Genomic DNA, 18,559 nt, shown 5'->3' with positions numbered 1-18,559 from the left:
ATTACTCCCTTGTAATATTTAAAGCATCTAAAATTGTTTTTTGTCTACCAAACATAACTTTTTCATCTTCTTCATTCATATGATCAAAACCAAGAAGATGTAATAAACCATGTGTAAATAAAAAACACATTTCTCGATAGAAAGAATGTCCATATTCTTCTGCTTGCATTTTCGCATGATCAATTGAGATAAAGATATCTCCAATTTCTCTTGGCATTCCTTCAATATAATATTGTTCGCTATCTTCTAAGGCAAAACTAATAACATCTGTACTACGGTCAATTTGACGATATTCACGATTGATTTCATGAATACGTTTATCATCTACAAAAATGACCGATAACTCTAGATCATCTTGAATATCAAGCTCTTTACATGCTTCTCTAATAATCTTTAAATAAACTTCTTCATAATCTTCATTAAAATCTTCTAATTCATTAATAAGCGCTAAATCAATTTCCATAATCTTCCTCACCCACTATTTTTCCTGAGTCAATTATAACATAGTCTGGAAAACAGTTCATCATATTTATTTGATGGCTAACAACAAGAATAATCATCTCTTGTTTCTTTAAATAATCCATTAAAAGTTCAAGTCTTTCTTGGTCAATATTACTAAAAGCTTCATCTAAAATCAAAACATCTGGTTTAAATAACAACGCACGAATAATCATCATTAATTGTGCTTGTCCTGATGAAAGGAAACCTCCTGCTTCATCTAGATAAAGATCTAGGGCTGAAATGAATGTTTCCATTTTAAAATAATAAAGCAATTCTTTCATTTCTTCTTCTAGTTCTTGACGATCAAAAATCAAATTCGTACGTAAAGTTTCTTTATAAAAGACAGGTGTTTTATCTAAATATTTAATATGTTGATAATAACTATTGAAATCAATATCTTGTAAACGATAGTTATTAATATAAATATCTCCCTTGCTTGGTTCATATTGTCCCATAATTATCTTTAATAACGTTGATTTTCCACTTCCAGTTTTTCCTTTTATCCATAAAGAATGATCTATTTTTAATTGAAGATGTTCGAAAAAAGGACGAGTATAACCATAACTAAAACTTACATGTCTTAATTCAATATTCTTAATTTTTTTAATTCTTCTTTTTCTTTCCTTCTTTTCTGGAATCATTTCTTTATATCTTTCAAAAATGATCTTTAATTCATCATGCATCGCAATAAATAAAGAAAACTTCATTAAAGGATCAATCATATAAGAAAGCAATAAGTATACAAACATGACATTTCCTAAAGTCATTATTTCTTTTTTATAAAGAAACAAGGCTATTAATAAAGAAAACATAATCATTAGTTGAATTAAAGATTCAAGTTTAATTTGATGCGCAAGTGTTATTTCATCATGATTATATATATTTTTAAAATATTCATCATAATGAAAAGCTAATTTATTTTTCATCATTTTTCTTATTTTAAACTGGATTGTTTGAAAAAAATTCTCTTGATATTCTAAAATACCATCATTAAGTCTTTCTTTTTGTTCCATAATCTTTTTATTTTCAATATGAAGTTTTCTATTATAAAAATAAAAAGCAATAAAAATTATTCCCATCATAATAAATATCACAACAAATAAAAACACATTTATAAAAAGTAACACACCACAAATAAAAAGGAGCATCACGCAATCAATAAAAACTACATGATAAAATTCAATAAAATACTGACTAAGTTCAAATAGATTTTGTGCCCTTGAAAGAAGAGCTCCTTTTTCAAGTTGTTGAAAATATTGAAAATCTTGATAAATCATATTTTGCATAGTCTTAGAAACATATTCATCATTTAATGTACGACTGAGTTCTAAAATATGATGTTGTCGATAATAATCTAATAAAAGTTTAAAAACATAAAGTAAACAAAAACCACCAGAAATAAGAAGAATTTTTAAATAAGGGTAATTTGAAAAAGAATCAATCATGATTTGATAGTAATAAGAAAAAATCATTGTTAGTAAAGAAATAATAATTGTTTTTAAAAGAATTGATAAGATTGCTTGATAATGTTGTTTTAAATGATACGTTATAAAGTTTTTTAATGTATATGACTCTCTTTCTTCAATAGGACGTCCTACATGATGAATTGTAATAAGAATTCCTGTAAATTCTTTTGACATCACTTCATAACTCATTTTTATAAGACCTTTAGCAGGATCACCGACTACAAAATAAGTCTCCTTTATTTTATAAAGTACGACGTAATGATAGAGTTCTCCCTGTTTTAAATGAACAATGGCAGGAGTTTGAATTTCTTCAAGATGTTTAAAATCACATTGATAAGCTTTTGCTTCAATATGATATTGTTTTAAGACTTGGATTAAGCCATAAACACTGATACCTTCTTTACAAAGGCGACATCTTTTTTTGATGTTTTTTATTTCGTCATCTCTTTTATAATAATTTAAAAGCATTTTAAGACAATAAGCACCACAGCTATTTTCATTGTCTTGTAAAAAAATTGGATACTTTGACATATTGATCACCTCATCCTTATATACGCCAAAATATCCATTTTTTCTTTTTATTTTTTAAATTTTTTAATTTTTTTCAATTGCTTCTTTTAAAATTGCAATTGCTTGATCCACATCTTTTTCAGTTGTAATAAACGGTGGAAGCATTCTTACAACATGAGGTCCAGCCGTAACGACAATTAAACCTAAATCTAAACATGTTTTTACAATATCTTTAACTGGTTTATCAAATTCAAGACCAATCATTAAACCTAAACCACGTCTTTCTTTAATACATGGAAATTCTTCTTGTAAATCATCTAATTTTTCAATTAAATATTCACTAATATCTTGAACATGATCAATCATTTTAGTATCTTCTAAGATTTTAAAAACGGTACGGCATGCTTGCCCAGCCATTGGATTTCCGCCATAAGTCGAACCATGATCTCCTGGTTCCATAGCTGCCGCAAATTTTTTATTAGCAACAAAAGCTCCCATTGGAAAACCTGCCCCGATTCCTTTTGCTAGACATAAAATATCAGGTAAGATATCGTATTGGAAATAAGTCATGATTGTTCCTGTACGCCCCATTCCACATTGTACTTCATCTAAAATCAAAGCAATATCTCTTTCATCACAAAGTTTTCTTAAACCTGTTAAGAATTCTTTTGAACAAACATAGACACCACCTTCACCTTGAACTGGTTCAACAATAATAGCTGCTGTTTTTTCATTCAGTAATGCTTTAACACTATCTAAATCGTTAATCTCAGCATATTTGACCCCTTCAATTAATGGTCCAAAAGCTTCTTGATAATGAGCATTTCCAGTAAGTTTAACAGATCCTGTTGTTCTACCATGGAAAGAATGATTTAATGAAATAATTTCACTGTCCGCTTTTCCATGTTTTTGATAATAATATTTACGCGCTAATTTTAAAGCACCTTCTGTTGATTCAGCTCCTGAATTTGTAAAGAATACTTTATCTAATTTAGTTGCTTTTTTAACACATTCAGCTGCTTCAATTGTTTCTACAGTATTGAAATAATTTGAAATATGCATTAAACGATGAAGTTGTTTTTCCATTGCTTCAACATAAGCTGGATAATTATAGCCAAAAGAATTAACCCCAATTCCTGAAAAGAAATCAATATATTCTTTTTGGTTTACATCATATAAATGAATGCCATCACCATGATCAAATGTGATATCATATCTTCCATAAGCATGCATTAATGCATCTAATGATCTATCATAATAATTCATATCTAGTCCCCCAATTGTACATTTTTTGCAAGTCTTTCATAAAGTTCAACAGCTTGTACTAAGACTTCTTCGTGGAAATTAAAAGTTGGTGTATGTAAGCCAGATGTATATTCTTTGCATCTTGTTCCCACATAGAAGAAAACACCTGGTATTACTTTTTGATAATGCGCAAAGTCCTCAGCCAACATGACAGGTTCTTCAAGTTCTTCGTAGTTTTCACCTGCATTTTTCTTTAATTGTTCATATAAATGAGCATCATTTAAAACCGGTGGATTAAATGGTTGACAAGCAAAATCAATGGTACAACCATAAGCTTGTTCCATTCCTTGATTAAAGCCTTTCATTGCCTCTACAATACGTGAAAAGACTTCTTCACTATAAGTTCTTAATGTGCCATGAAATTCTGTTTGACTTGCAACAATATTTCTTACTGTTCCACCATGAATTTCACCAATATTTAAAACACAAGGTTGCATAGGTGAAATCATACGCGAAATGATACTTTGATAATTACTAATAAGAAAACTAGCAATCACAATCGAATCAATACCTTCATGATATTTACCCGCATGGGCACTTTTACCATGAATCGTCACATCAAGTTCACCACTTTCAGCCATCAATGGTCCTTTACGACAAGCAATTTTCCCAGCATCAACATCAGGAAACATATGAAGTCCATAAATTCCTTTAACATTGTATTTTTCAAAAATACCGGTACGAATAATTGATGGTGCTCCATCAACGACTTCTTCACCAGGTTGAAAAATAAGTAAAACATTATTTGGTAAGTCTTTGACATCTTTTAATTTATAAGCAAGTCCTAAAAGAGCTGCCATATGTCCATCATGACCACACGCATGCATCTTTCCTTGATGTGTGCTTTTAAACTCTGCACCCGTTTGTTCAGTAATTTCTAAAGCATCAATATCACTACGAAAAGCAATCGTTTTTTCTTTATGAAAATCTAAATAAACAGCGATTCCCGTCTCTGTTATTTTTTGTGGTTGATAACCCATCTTTTCTAATTGTTCATAAAGATAAGCTGATGTCTTATATTCTTGAAAGCCAATTTCAGGAATGGTGTGTAAATGACGACGCCATTCCTTGATTTGATCTAATAATTGTTTCATAAGTTTATCCTAGATTTTACGTAAATCATCCATTAATTGTGTTTTTCCTTCTGTTTTTTCATCTTTTTGTTCTTTGATGATTCTTGCTGGGTTACCTACAACAACAGCTCCGGCAGGTACATCTTGAGTAACAATACTTCCTGCACCAACAACAGCACCTTTACCAATATGAACACCTTCGATGACAACAGCATTAGCACCAATTAAAACATCATCTTCTAGGATAACAGGTGACGCACTAGGTGGTTCAATGACACCTGCAAGCACTGCTCCGGCACCAACGTGACAATGTTTTCCTACTTCAGCACGTCCTCCTAAAACAGCACCCATATCAATCATTGATCCTTCTCCAATTTTAGCACCGATATTGATAACAGCTCCCATCATGATAACGGCATTATCTCCAATAGAAACATTTTCACGAATGAAGCATCCTGGTTCAATACGTGCGTTGATATTTCTCATATCTAGCATTGGAATTGCACTATTACGACGATCTTGTTCAATAAATGAATCTTTGATTAAATCTTTATTTTCTTCAACATAAGCGTTGATTGCATCTAAATCACCAATAGCGATTTTAAAATGACTGTCTCCAAATAAATGGAATGCATCTGTATCAGGTAAATTTTCCCCTTTTAAATACATTTTAATTGGTGTTTGTTTCTTTGCATCACCAATATATTTAATAATTTCTTCTGCAGTTTGTAACATATTTCTCTCCTTATACTTTTATTTTTCCTTCAAAGACAGTTGTTGCTGGTCCTGTCATAAAAATATGTCCTTCTTTTAGTTCAATTTCTAACTTACCACCAAGCAATTCAACTGTTGCTTTTTCTTTACAATAACCATTGATATAACTTGCATACATAACGGCACACGCACCAGTTCCACAAGCCATTGTTTCACCACTGCCTCTTTCCCATACACGCATTTTTAAATAATGATCATTGATTACTTCTACAAATTCAGTGTTGACAGATTTTGGAAACATTTCATGATGTTCAAATTGTTTTCCAATTGTTTCAATATCAAAATCCAATGAGTCAACATATGTAACAACATGAGGATTTCCCATTGAAACAGCTGTTAAAGAATATTCCTTGTCCCCTACTTTTACTTTTTCATTAATCATTTTTTCTTGATTAAAAATTACCGGAATTTCTTTACAGTCTAAAATTGGTTCTTGCATATCCACTTTTGCGCCAACGACTTCATCACCTTCAAAAACAAGTTCAACGATACGTAACCCTGCTTTTGTTTCAATATTCAATACTTTTTTATCCGTTAAATGATGATCATAACAGAACTTTGCAAAACAACGAATTCCATTACCACACATCATTCCTTCACTTCCATCAAGATTAAACATACGCATTTTAAAATCATAAATATCTGATTTTAAAATAACAATCATACCATCTCCACCGATACCAAAATGACGATCAGAAATACGACTAATAAACTCTGGTGTCATATTGACATCTTGGTTGATTCCATCAACATAAATGTAATCATTGCCAATACCTTCCATTTTTGTAAAATGTAATTCCACTTTATCACCTCACATTATTTAAGACAATTTTACCAAATCGATAATTTTTTTCAATGTTCTTTATCATTTATTTTTACTCGTCCCATAAAAACACATAATATGACCATTTTCTTGGTATATTTTTATACTATATTGTAGTCATGAAAGATAAATCATCTTTCTTAAATAATAAATTCATATTCCCTTCCCAAATTATTATTTAAACAAAAAGGCTTGAAAAAGTCTTTTTTGTTTTGAAAAGAAATATTCAGTTCACAATCAATGTTTATATTATAGTCAAGAAAGATAAATAATATTTAAACATCTTTCTTAGAATTTTTTTCAAATTTCCTTCCCTTATAAAAACACTAAAAAGATAGAGGACTTCAATGAAGTCCTCTATTTGTTTTCTAAGTCTTCTTTATATTCTAAATATTCATCATAAGTTGATAAACGATCAATAATTCCCTCTTTATTAAATTCAATAATTCTATTTGCAATCGTTTGTACAAATTGGTGGTCATGACATGTAAAGAGAATATTTTCTTTAAACTGAATAAGTCCTTGGTTTAATGCTTGAATTGATTCAAGATCTAAATGGTTTGTTGGTTCATCAAAAACAAGAACATTCGCATCTTCCATCATCATTTTAGCAAGCATACATCTTACCTTTTCTCCTCCAGATAAGACATTGGCTTTCTTTAACGCTTCTTCTCCAGAGAAAAGAACACGTCCTAACCATCCTCTTAAATCTTGTTCATAAACATTACCATCAGTAAATTGTCTTAACCAATCAACTAGGCTTAATTCACAATCATTGAAGTATTTTGAATTATCTTTAGGAAAATAAGATTGTGATGTCGTAATTCCCCATTTGAATTCTCCTTCATAATCTTCATCTTCACCCATAATGATTTTAAAGAAAGCTTCAGTTGCTTTATCATCTCCCACAAAAGCGACTTTTTCATTTGGTTGAATAGAGAATGAAACATTATTAATAAGTTTTTCTCCATCAACTACTTTAGTAAGACCTTCAACATTTAAAACAATATTTCCAACTTCTCTCCCTGGTTTAAAACCAATAAAAGGATATCTTCTAAGAGATGGTTTAATATCTACCATTTCTAAGTTATCTAATAATTTTTTTCTTGATGTAGCTTGTTTTGCTTTAGAAGCATTGGCACTGAATCGTGCAATAAATTCTTCTAATTCTTTTTTCTTAGCTTCTGCTTTTTTATTTTGATCTTTTGCTTGTTGGATTTGCATTTGGCTATATTCATACCAGAAATCGTAGTTTCCTACATATAATTGAATACGGCTATAATCAATATCCGCAATATGTGTACATACTTTATTTAAAAAATGACGGTCATGAGAAACAACAATGACAGTATTTTTAAAATTTAATAAGAAGTTTTCTAACCAATTAATACTTTTTAAATCTAAGTGGTTTGTTGGTTCGTCTAATAATAAAATATCAGGATCACCAAATAAAGCTTGCGCTAATAAAACTTTTACTTTTTGATTACCATCAAGATCTTTCATATACATATCATGAAATTCAGAAGTAATTCCTAAACCATTTAACATTGTTTCTGCATCAGCTTCTGCATTCCATCCATCCATATCCGCAAATTCACCTTCTAATTCACCAAGTAAAATACCATCTTCATCATTAAAATCTTCTTTTGCGTATAATCTTTCTTTTTCTTGCATGATTTCATAAAGTCTTTTATTACCCATAATTACTGTTTCTACAACTTTATTTTCATCATAAGCAAAGTGATCTTGTTTTAATACTGATAATCTTTTATGAGGTTCAATAATAACCTCTCCCTTATTAGGTTCAATTTCTCCTGATAAGATTTTTAAAAATGTAGATTTACCAGCCCCATTAGCACCAATAATTCCATAACAGTTTCCTTCAGTAAATTTAACAGAAACATTTTCAAATAAAGCTCTATCTCCATATCTTAAAGATACATTTTGTGTTGATATCATAACGTCATTCCTTTCTTTTGTAATAGCTTGACTATTATGACATAAATTCATATTCTTGTCTAGAAATAAAAAAATGTAGTGTTTATCGCTACATTTCGTATATTCAATTTTAAAACAAAGATTTTTTATACAGGCAAATCTGTATCTAACAAAGTTGCCACTAGTATTTAGTGACAACAACAAATTATTATCAGATACCCGATACAAAACAACACAACTTTAAAACTATGGATTTTTGCTAGAAAGGAAATTTATTTCTTAATCCAATTATAAATATAATTTTTTCACGTCTCATAACATTCAAAATAACACAACTATAAAACTTAACTAATCCTCTTTTGGTTTTGATTTTTGTTTTGTAATCATTCAAAATAACACAACTATAAAACACTCTATCGATGTTGAACTATCTTGAATATGTTTTGTAATCATTCAAAATAACACAACTATAAAACTCCGCAAAGATATTTCTGTATATTGGCGAAGTTTTGTAATCATTCAAAATAACACAACTATAAAACTCTACAACTTGATATTTAGTAGGATTATTAGTTTTGTAATCATTCAAAATAACACAACTATAAAACCTTCTAGAAGTTTAGATATAGCTAAATAACGTTTTGTAATCATTCAAAATAACACAACTATAAAACACTGTTGTAAATAATCCAAAAAATAAAGACGTTTTGTAATCATTCAAAATAACACAACTATAAAACCTTCTGCCCAGAGATTTGTACCCTTTCCTAGTTTTGTAATCATTCAAAATAACACAACTATAAAACGGTGGTAGTCATTCAACAATCTTTGAAAAGGTTTTGTAATCATTCAAAATAACACAACTATAAAACTTTAGAAATCAGTTGACGAAGCATTGTCTTGTTTTGTAATCATTCAAAATAACACAACTATAAAACCTATCATAAACAACTAAACGATAATTAGTAGTTTTGTAATCATTCAAAATAACACAACTATAAAACACTCTATCGATGTTGAACTATCTTGAATATGTTTTGTAATCATTCAAAATAACACAACTATAAAACCTAGAAAAGTAGAAGCTTTGATTGAATTTTGTTTTGTAATCATTCAAAATAACACAACTATAAAACCTCAAATTAGGTTTTATAACGTTAAAAGCCAACACTACTTTTTGTTATTATGAACGATATAATCATAGAATTCATCATCTATGACATATTTATTTTCAAAATACACATCTTTATTATAACTATTTTCTAAAAATAAAACACTTATTTTTTTATAACCAATATATTTTAATATTTCGTTGATTTCTTCATTTGAAAAATAATTTAAAATATTTATAAATACAATTGTTTGATTACATAATTCAGAATAAATCTCTAATAAGTCAATGATTTTATTTATTAGACAATCATAACTATTATGTATTTCAACACCCATCATTTTAAAAAGCTTTATGAAATCTAATTCTTCATTTATATTTATATCAACATTATAATTATCAACTTCATCATATATTTTTTTCACTATTTCTATATAATGCTTCTTAATTTCGTTTTCAATATCACTATCTGAAATCAGATCATTTGACATTTGATTATATAATTTAGAAATAATCATTTTATTATTAATATCAAAATTCATAATGTCACTAATAATTAAAATATCTTTCGTATTAACTATTTTATTATCTAATACGAAAACAATATTTTCATCATTATTCCTAGTAAGATCAAAACAAATTCTACCAAAAAGCTTACTATCACTAATTAATAATATATTCGTTTTTTCATTATTAATATCTATTTCCATATCAAATCCTGATATTTTCATGATCATAGTATAATCAACCTACTTTCAGTATCTACTACATCTGTTTTTTTATTACCAATGATATATTCCATTCGTGAAAATTGTTTTTCAGTTATTACCAATATTTGCACTAATCCTTTAGCTGGTTTATTCTTCTTTAATTTTTCTTTTTCACTTAATACTACAGAATTATTTAATGCCAATTTAGCATATACACTTTCTTGCATCATTATATAACCATTTTTTATCAAAAATTTATGAAACTTACTGTATTCTTTTTGGTCGCTGTATGTAACTGACGGTAAATCAAAAAATAAAATTATTCTCATATACCTATAACTCATATTCAAAAAAAGTTAATAAGTCAACATCTTTCTTTTCTATAGCATTAAATACACTTTTAACATATATGCTAATAGCATTAGAAACATATTGATCTTTTCCCTTTATTCTAACCTTATGATTTAATACATCAGCTAATTTTACTTTCATACCACCATCAAATCTTTCATTAAAATTTTCTTTCACTATTTTATCTATCAATGGTCTAAATGGTTCCATCAAATCCGAAGACAAATTAAACCAATTATAAACATTATGATGTTTAATACCTATTTGTGTTAAATAACCTTGCGAAACAATTTCTTTATTAAATTGTGATAATAATATAGTGTATCCATAATTTAATGAATAATTAATATCATTTGGATTTTCTCTACTAAAACTTTTCCCAAACAAACAATTAAAATATACTTTTGCTGCATGACCTTCTCTATTTGTTTCATCAAATAAAACTAAGTCACCAACATAATCATATAACATCTTATAGCTATCAATTTCTAATTCTTTTAAATAGTTCGCTTGATTAATAATCTTTTCTTCAATGATCCTTGTCCAAATTGTCTTACAATAATCATCCCATTCAATTTGTTTAAAAATTTGTTCACTTGTATTATGACTTCCATAATAAGGTACTATTTCTCCTTGTGGATTTCTTTTTTTATCACAAATAATTATCTTAATCTTCCTACTTAACATTTCAGATATTAAGTAGGAAGTCATGGTTGCTGCTGTTGTATCTATGATAAGAGTATTAATTTCTGATAAATGAATTAATTTTACTTCATCATTTCTTACAATCAAGTAGTCATTTTTATAAGATAATTTTGCTTTATTAGTTACAACTACAGTTCTCCATGTCATAACTTATATTTTTTTGAATAGATACCTGTTATAGAAACATCATAAAAGTAAGTATTATCTAGCAATATTGATTGCCCATTAAGTCTCCCTTTTCTTTCATTTTTTAAATTATATGGTTCAAATGGTATGTTAATATATTGTTTTCCTCTTTTCATAATACTAATCATTTCAAAAATAACGATACATTTTTGAGAATTATCTAATTCAAAAAATTTTTCTTCTCTTTCTTTAATAAATCCATATACCTTTTTCTTATATTTTGGATAATTTTCTATCATTTTATGGCAAATCAATCTATATAATTCATCAATATTTTCTTTTTTGTTATCAAAATAACTAAAATCATTATTTTGAATAGCTCTATCAATACGATATATCATCTCGTTATCATCTCTTGATAGAATCAATTGATAAGCTGTATCTAGTTCATCAGCTGATTTTAAATAATAACATATACCATCTATTTCAATTAGTTGATTTTTCTTTATCTTCTTAATTATTTTAACGTCACTATATCCATTATTTTCTATGATATAATTTTGCTGTTCTTCGATAGAGGCATTGCGTAATAAAATAGGAAGATTTACAACTTTTCTCTCTATTTTCTTTCCCTTCTTTCCTTCAACAGCTACAATATCATTTTTTAAACTACTAAATCCGCCATACTTGTGTATATCTTTACGTAATTTATTTACTGGAATTTTAGCAAACGTTTCCCTTTTCAGGCTATTTTTATCATTTTTCAAAATCTTTACATCGAATAATTTATCGTTATTTGTATCTAATTTTTTAGTTATATGTACATCTCTATAATTAAAACACTTAATATAATCTAAAATTCGTTCCGGATTCCAAATAACTTCTCCTGTATCTTCGTCAATACATTCATACTTCATACTATTTATGATAAATCCATGATTTTCTTTATCAACATCATACTTTTTCTTCTTTAAATTTCTCATATATTGACCATAAATATATTTTGCTTCCAATTCCGGAAATCTTACTTGGATGTATCGTCCAATAATACAAGCAATATAAGCATCATGAGCATGATGAAAATCATTTACATTTCTATTTTTATATATTCCATATTTTTCTCTAAATTCATGAGATAAATCTGCTCTTACTGTAAATACTTTAGTTTCTTTATAATGATTTTCAATAATATTAGCGACATGTTTTGTGATCTGTCTTGTTTCTACTAATTGCCTACTAATAAATTTATCAATTTGATCCGGTCTAAATTCATTTCTTATTAATCGATAATATTTTGTTTGTGTTATTAATCCATTATCGTATAGTTTTTTCCAAAAAACTTCCATTTTATTTCTTATTTCTAAAGGTAAAACTAAATCATCTAATTTTCTTTGGTTTTCTTTTTTCTTAACTAACACTAAGTTATCCAAGCTATTATCCGTTGTAAGTGTTCTAGGAAAAATATGATCTATTTCATAATCTGATAACTTATCTATATCCAATTCTTCTTTACTGTACATGCATTTTCCTAGTTGGGTGTAATACAAATATAATCTTGTTTCAATAGAGTTTTTTTCGTCTTGCTTATTTAAATTAGCAAATACTTCATTTCCATGATTATCTAATTGATTCTTTAAATCTTTGTATATTGATTTTAATTTTTTTACTCTAGTTGTAGATCTAACTTTTTCTTGATCTTCCCTAGCAAATTCTATATAAATATTTTTAGGTTCATATCCCATGTAATGTTTAATTTCTTCAATAACTTGTAACGTTTGCCATATTCCTCTTTTAAGGGCTGGAGATCCTGCTAAGTTTTCAATGTCTTCATATGTAAAAGAACCTGTTTCATCTTTAAAATTCTCTTTTTCAATGATTTGTTTAAAACCTAATTCTTTATCATTGATAATTTCCATTAAAACCATATGGCTTTCCTTCATTACATCTAATACAGAAACACTTGAACCAAATTTATTATCTGCTCTGATACCATCTATAAGCTTTTTAGACAATCTTGACCAACCAGAATATTTTAATTTCATAATTTTCTTGATTTTATTTTGATCTAAATTATGAACATTTTTTAATCTTTCTTTTAAAATACTTCCTTCATTAAAAATCGTCATATCTTCTATAATTTTTTCAATTAAATTATAGTTACTATCATTTATTTCACCAAAAATTTCTTTAAAATCAATCCATGGTGCTAATGAAGATGAAAATGCTTTTTCTTTTTGATAGCCTGTTATTTCACCAACTTTTAATTGATTTTGCTTTAACCAATTAATTAGATCTTTTTCTTTAACGGTTTTTCTCTTACTTTTATAAAATAAATCTTCTATCATTTTATTTTTTGTATCTATAGGCAACAATTTTCCATCAATTCTTATTTTATTAACTTCCGCTAATACTTCATACATGGAACATGTTAATGATTTTTTAGGCATTACTTTTTCCATTGGCAGATACGTACAATAATTGGTTAATCTATTAATAAATTGAGCTGCTGTTTCTTGTATATCAACTATTTCTTGATGATTCCATGGTAATATTCTTTCATTTTCTTTACCTTTTTTTCTTTTTAGCCAGCCAAATTGTTCGTTACCATTTAAAGGTCCATAATAATAAGGAATTCTGAATTCTAGAATTGAAATAATTTTATCTCTATTTTCTTTTAAAACAGGATAATATTTTTCTTGATGATCTAATATTTTTATAAGTTCATCTTTTTGCATTTGATAAGGAATATAAGCATTATTTTTACTAGTTTGTTTTAACATAAAGGTTTCATTAGCAATCTTTTCAAGAATTTCATCTTTTCTTGAATCATCTGATTTTTCAATTGCTTTCTTTACATATTTATAGAAACCATCCGTTTTATCCCCTGACCACGCTACAGGATTTATATAATTATAATAATTGACAATATTCTTTGAAGTTGGTTTAAACATTTCGTCATATTCTTTTTTTCCAATTTTTAACATCATTTCTTTTAAAGTTCTTAAATCTTTTCCATGGTTTTCATAAATATTAACCATTGCATCTGAAATTGAAGCATGTTGACTATCGGAACCAACTATTTTGCTTAATTCAATCCAACTATAAAATTGTTGCATCAAATCTATAAATTCCATTTTTTCTTTTAATATATTTTCATATTCAGTAATATTTTCTTCATAAGATTTATTTGAAAATTGCATTTTCAAATCTTCATTATCAAATTGTAAATCCTCATCACGTATATATAATTTACTTACATTAAACTTATTTCCAACAAGTCCATTAATAAATTCTTTAACTACTTTTTTATCTTCATTATTTAATTTTAATTGAGATATACATTTACTTACTTTTGCTGTTCTAGAAATATTTTCAACAACAGTTTTTAATATAAATTGAATTTGTTCATCGCTAATATTATAAATTGTATCATTATTCTTACCAAGAACATCAAAAAGAATTTTTAAATCATCTTCTTTATTTGATGGCTCTAAATGTAATTCTTGTCCTTCATATAAAAAATTCCCGCGATATTTAACAATATGGTGTAAAGCTAAATAAATTAATCTTGGTTCTGCTTTTTCATCACTTTCACATAATTTCTTTCTTAAATGATAGATTGTTGGATAATTTTTAAAATAGTCTTTGTCATTATAATCTTCATCACAAAATAAATTATAATTCATTTTATAATTATCTTTTAATATAGCTTTTTTATCCTCTTTATCTAAAAAAGTTGTTTTTTCTAAGCGAATAAAAAAAGATGAATCAACCTTTAATACCATATCACTCATAATCATTTGTAATAATCTAATTCGTTCTCTTCGTTTATTATATCTTCTACGTGACGAACGATAATTTCTACGATTTTGCGCAGTTTGTGCTTGATCAAATAAACGTGATCCCCATAAATGATGTTTTCCTTTGTTTAATAAGTATCCATTTTCATCAATAACTGCCCATCCTACAGAATTCGTACCAACATCTACACCTATATAATATTTTATCTTTTCTCTATTTTTCACTATTGACATCCCCTTTCTTTAGCGTTATTCTATTCATGTCAAAACAAATAGGTTTTGATTATTCAAAATAACACAACACAGTTAAAATAAAGCTTATGCTAAAGCGTCAGTAACATGACATCACTTAGGTGATTAGAAAAAGTTCTTCGGAACTTTTTTTATTTTATATTAAAAATTGTACCATCCACGCCTTGCAATTAAAATATTTATCTTATTAGATATTCTTTTTTATCTACATTATAAACCCACAAGTTTCTAAATACCGTCTTATATAAGACGGTACTATACTTATTTACGCAAAAAAACAAGAAACCTTTTTCAAGATTTCTTATTTCAATAAATTATCTAATACTTTAATCATTTCTTCTACTTTTTGATCACAATCTTCACTATTGACTGCATCATGTACACAATGTGTCATATGAGCTTTTAAGACTTCTTTGTTGGCTCTTTTTAAAATAGCTTCACTTGCCATGATTTGATGTGAAATATCAATACAATAGCGATCTTCTTCCACCATTTTTAAGATACCATCAATTTGTCCTCTTGCCGTTTTTAAAAGTCTTGTGACCTGTTTTTTATCGGCCATCATACTTATTCAATTCCTTTATAAGTATATCCAGCTTCTTCAATAGCTTGTTTTAGTGTTGCTTCGTTAGCTTCACCTTCTACAAAAGCACAGTTTTTTTCAAGATCAACTGTTGCTTGAATACCATCAATAGCATTTAATGCTTTTTCTACGTGTGCTTTACAATGTTCACACATCATTCCTTCTACTAATACTTTTTTCATTTTCTTTTCTTCCTTTTTCCTATTTTCTTGTATTTTAATAATTTGATGTTTTGGTTTAAAGAATCTTAATCTAAGTGCATTCGATACAACAAAGACAGAACTTAATGACATTGCTGCTGCTCCATACATTGGATCTAATAACCAGCCAAAGATTGAATAGAACACTCCTGCAGCAACAGGAATACCAATGACATTATAGAAGAATGCCCAAAATAAGTTTTCTTTAATATTTTTAATTGTCGCTTTTGATAGTTCATAAGCCACAACAACATCTTGTAAATCATTTTTCATTAAGACAATATCAGCAGATTCAATCGCAATATCAATACCAGAAGTCATTGCAATACCAACATCACTTCTTACAAGGGCTGGTGCATCATTGATTCCATCACCAACCATGATAACACGATGTCCTTTTTCTTGTAAATCTCTTACATGTTTTTCTTTATCTTGTGGTAAGACTTCACCAATGGCTTCAATACCTAATTCATCAGCAATGGCATTGGCTGTTAATTGATTGTCCCCTGTTAACATATAGATGTTCATATTCATATCTTTTAAACAATCAATAGCATGTTTACTTGTTTGTTTTAAGACATCAGAAACAACAATTAAACCAATAAGTTGACCGGCATAACTATAAAATAAAGGTGTCTTTCCTTTAGATGATAATTCTTTATAGAGATTTTCAATCGAAGAAAGATCAACACCATTTTTTTCCATCAAACGTCTATTTCCTGATAAAAGAATTTCTCCTTTTAAGTCACCTACAAGTCCTAGACCTTGTTTCATTTCAAAATGATCTAATGAATCAATAGATAAACCTTGTTCTAAAACATAACTATGAATCGCCTTGGCAAGTGGATGTTTAGAATATTGTTCAATCGAACCCGCATATTTCAATAAATCATTTTCACTTACACCCATTGGATAAACTTCTGTAACTTGAGGTTTTCCTTCAGTAAGTGTTCCCGTCTTATCTAAAACAATCGTATCACATTTAGAAAGTTCTTCTAAATGTTGTGCTGATTTAACTAAGATACCTAAGTTAGCCCCTTTCCCCGTTCCAACCATGATTGCTGTAGGAGTGGCAAGCCCTAAGGCACATGGACAAGAAATAACAAGAACTGAAATCGCACAGTTTAAAGCAAAGTGGAAATCTTTATTTCCAAGGGTCAACCATAAAATGAAAGTAATGATTGCAATTGTAATAACGGTTGGTACAAAGACACCACTGATCTTATCGGCAAGTTTCGCAATTGGCGCTTTAGAAGCACCTGCTTCTTCTACTAAACGAATAATCTTAGAAAGCGTTGTATCATCTGAAGTATGACTAACTTCTACTTGCATATAACCATCCAGGTTATTGGTTGAACCAATAACTTGATCTCCAATTGTTTTATCAACTGGTAAGCTTTCTCCTGTAATCATCGCTTCATTGATTGAACCATGTCCTTGAATGATTTTTCCATCCAAAGGAATATTGTTACCTGGTTTAACAATCACAACATCACCAATTTGAACATCTTCAATGGCTATTTCAACTTCTTTTCCTTCTTTTAAGACAATAGCTGTTGAAGGCATCAGCTTCATCAATTTTTCAATCGCTTCTGAAGTCTTTTGTTTAGAACGTGATTCTAAATATTTACCTAAAGAAATTAATGTTAAAATCATTCCTGCTGATTCAAAGTAAAGTTGCATCATATAATGATGGGTCATATCCATATCCATTCTTCCTAGATAATAAGCCATCATAAAAGTAGCATATAAACTATAAATAAAAGCTGCTGAAGAACCTAAGGCAATCAAAGAATCCATATTTGGACTACGATTGAATAAAGTTTTAAAGCCTCGAATATAATAACCTCTATTGATGAACATAATAGGAACAACTAAACATAATTGAACTAAAACAAAGATCATCATATTTTCATGACCTAAGAGAATACTTGGTAAAGGCCAATTTATCATATGTCCCATACTGATATAAAATAAAGGAATCAAGAAAATAAATGATAAAATCAAATTCTTCTTTTTATGCTCATTTTCATTTTCTTGAACATTTGAAACCTGTTTTTCACCAATATTTTGAACTTTATAACCTGCTTTATCTACGGCCTCAAAAATTTGACTTTCACTTAGTTTATTTTCATCAAATTCAACAGTCATTGAGTTTTGCAATAAATTGACATTAACATCATCAACACCATCCAACCCTCTTACTGCTTTATCTACATGAGCTGAACAAGCACTACATGTCATCCCAACGACATCATATTTCTTTTTCATTACTACACCTCCCACCCCTATAGGGTATCTATATCATACTTGAATACTAAAAAATAATCA

The 18,559-nt window shown here is 28.1% G+C and carries 13 protein-coding genes and 1 CRISPR repeat array; all 13 genes read right to left on the bottom strand.

Annotated features, from left to right (window positions below):
* Window position 1: 1 nt before the first annotated feature.
* Entirely contained in the window at window positions 2–463 is a 462-nt protein-coding gene (gene ybeY / locus C7U55_RS00205) for an rRNA maturation RNase YbeY (protein ID WP_048923442.1), read from the bottom strand.
* Complete coding sequence (locus C7U55_RS00200; RefSeq protein ID WP_106986811.1) at window positions 453–2,498, bottom strand: cysteine peptidase family C39 domain-containing protein; 2,046 nt, start codon at window positions 2,496–2,498, stop codon at window positions 453–455. Before C7U55_RS00200 ends, ybeY begins: the two co-directional genes overlap by 11 nt.
* A gap of 63 nt (window positions 2,499–2,561) precedes the next feature.
* Window positions 2,562–3,743, bottom strand: coding sequence for an aspartate aminotransferase family protein (locus C7U55_RS00195; RefSeq protein WP_106986810.1), 1,182 nt, complete (start codon window positions 3,741–3,743; stop codon window positions 2,562–2,564).
* Between the two features lie 2 nt (window positions 3,744–3,745).
* A complete protein-coding gene (locus C7U55_RS00190; protein WP_106986809.1) occupies window positions 3,746–4,876 on the bottom strand; it encodes a M20 metallopeptidase family protein in 1,131 nt (376 codons plus the stop codon).
* A 9-nt stretch (window positions 4,877–4,885) separates the two neighbouring features.
* Window positions 4,886–5,590, bottom strand: coding sequence for a 2,3,4,5-tetrahydropyridine-2,6-dicarboxylate N-acetyltransferase (gene dapD / locus C7U55_RS00185; RefSeq protein WP_022002193.1), 705 nt, complete (start codon window positions 5,588–5,590; stop codon window positions 4,886–4,888).
* A gap of 10 nt (window positions 5,591–5,600) precedes the next feature.
* On the bottom strand, window positions 5,601–6,431 hold the full coding sequence (dapF, locus tag C7U55_RS00180; protein ID WP_106986808.1) for a diaminopimelate epimerase: 831 nt from the start codon (window positions 6,429–6,431) through the stop codon (window positions 5,601–5,603).
* 378 nt (window positions 6,432–6,809) lie between these two features.
* On the bottom strand, window positions 6,810–8,411 hold the full coding sequence (locus C7U55_RS00175) for an ABC-F family ATP-binding cassette domain-containing protein (protein ID WP_106986807.1): 1,602 nt from the start codon (window positions 8,409–8,411) through the stop codon (window positions 6,810–6,812).
* Window positions 8,412–8,698: 287 nt separating this feature from the next.
* Window positions 8,699–9,526: a CRISPR direct-repeat array (repeat unit 36 nt; unit sequence GTTTTGTAATCATTCAAAATAACACAACTATAAAAC).
* 34 nt (window positions 9,527–9,560) lie between these two features.
* Window positions 9,561–10,238 carry a type II-A CRISPR-associated protein Csn2 gene (gene csn2 / locus C7U55_RS00170; RefSeq protein ID WP_106986806.1) on the bottom strand — a complete coding sequence of 226 codons (678 nt, stop codon included), beginning with the start codon at window positions 10,236–10,238 and terminating at the stop codon, window positions 9,561–9,563.
* On the bottom strand, window positions 10,235–10,540 hold the full coding sequence (gene cas2, locus C7U55_RS00165) for a CRISPR-associated endonuclease Cas2 (RefSeq protein ID WP_106986805.1): 306 nt from the start codon (window positions 10,538–10,540) through the stop codon (window positions 10,235–10,237). Before cas2 ends, csn2 begins: the two co-directional genes overlap by 4 nt.
* A 4-nt stretch (window positions 10,541–10,544) precedes the next feature.
* On the bottom strand, window positions 10,545–11,414 hold the full coding sequence (gene cas1, locus C7U55_RS00160) for a type II CRISPR-associated endonuclease Cas1 (RefSeq protein ID WP_106986804.1): 870 nt from the start codon (window positions 11,412–11,414) through the stop codon (window positions 10,545–10,547).
* The gene (gene cas9, locus C7U55_RS00155) at window positions 11,411–15,418 is read right to left on the bottom strand and encodes a type II CRISPR RNA-guided endonuclease Cas9 (RefSeq protein WP_162297376.1); all 4,008 of its coding nucleotides are present in this window, start codon (window positions 15,416–15,418) and stop codon (window positions 11,411–11,413) included. Before cas9 ends, cas1 begins: the two co-directional genes overlap by 4 nt.
* A gap of 328 nt (window positions 15,419–15,746) precedes the next feature.
* Window positions 15,747–16,010 (bottom strand): metal-sensing transcriptional repressor, encoded by a 264-nt coding sequence (locus C7U55_RS00150; protein ID WP_048923456.1) that lies wholly within the window; start codon window positions 16,008–16,010, stop codon window positions 15,747–15,749.
* Between the two features lie 2 nt (window positions 16,011–16,012).
* On the bottom strand, window positions 16,013–18,499 hold the full coding sequence (locus tag C7U55_RS00145; RefSeq protein WP_106986802.1) for a heavy metal translocating P-type ATPase: 2,487 nt from the start codon (window positions 18,497–18,499) through the stop codon (window positions 16,013–16,015).
* Window positions 18,500–18,559: the final 60 nt, after the last annotated feature.

This window comes from Faecalibacillus faecis (assembly GCF_003024675.1).
Lineage (GTDB): Bacteria > Bacillota_I > Bacilli_A > Erysipelotrichales > Coprobacillaceae > Faecalibacillus > Faecalibacillus faecis.
This window is presented reverse-complemented; position numbering and strand designations above follow the sequence as displayed.

Excerpts from the sequence above, each read along its gene's own strand:
- C7U55_RS00175 (WP_106986807.1), bottom strand. The coding sequence starts at position 8,411 with ATGATATCAACACAAAATGTATCTTTAAGATATGGAGATAGAGCTTTA.
- C7U55_RS00145 (WP_106986802.1), bottom strand. The coding sequence starts at position 18,499 with ATGAAAAAGAAATATGATGTCGTTGGGATGACATGTAGTGCTTGTTCA.
- C7U55_RS00195 (WP_106986810.1), bottom strand. The coding sequence starts at position 3,743 with ATGAATTATTATGATAGATCATTAGATGCATTAATGCATGCTTATGGA.
- csn2 (WP_106986806.1), bottom strand. The coding sequence starts at position 10,238 with ATGATCATGAAAATATCAGGATTTGATATGGAAATAGATATTAATAAT.
- C7U55_RS00150 (WP_048923456.1), bottom strand. The coding sequence starts at position 16,010 with ATGATGGCCGATAAAAAACAGGTCACAAGACTTTTAAAAACGGCAAGA.
- C7U55_RS00200 (WP_106986811.1), bottom strand. The coding sequence starts at position 2,498 with ATGTCAAAGTATCCAATTTTTTTACAAGACAATGAAAATAGCTGTGGT.
- C7U55_RS00190 (WP_106986809.1), bottom strand. The coding sequence starts at position 4,876 with ATGAAACAATTATTAGATCAAATCAAGGAATGGCGTCGTCATTTACAC.
- cas1 (WP_106986804.1), bottom strand. The coding sequence starts at position 11,414 with ATGACATGGAGAACTGTAGTTGTAACTAATAAAGCAAAATTATCTTAT.
- ybeY (WP_048923442.1), bottom strand. The coding sequence starts at position 463 with ATGGAAATTGATTTAGCGCTTATTAATGAATTAGAAGATTTTAATGAA.
- cas2 (WP_106986805.1), bottom strand. The coding sequence starts at position 10,540 with ATGAGAATAATTTTATTTTTTGATTTACCGTCAGTTACATACAGCGAC.
- dapD (WP_022002193.1), bottom strand. The coding sequence starts at position 5,590 with ATGTTACAAACTGCAGAAGAAATTATTAAATATATTGGTGATGCAAAG.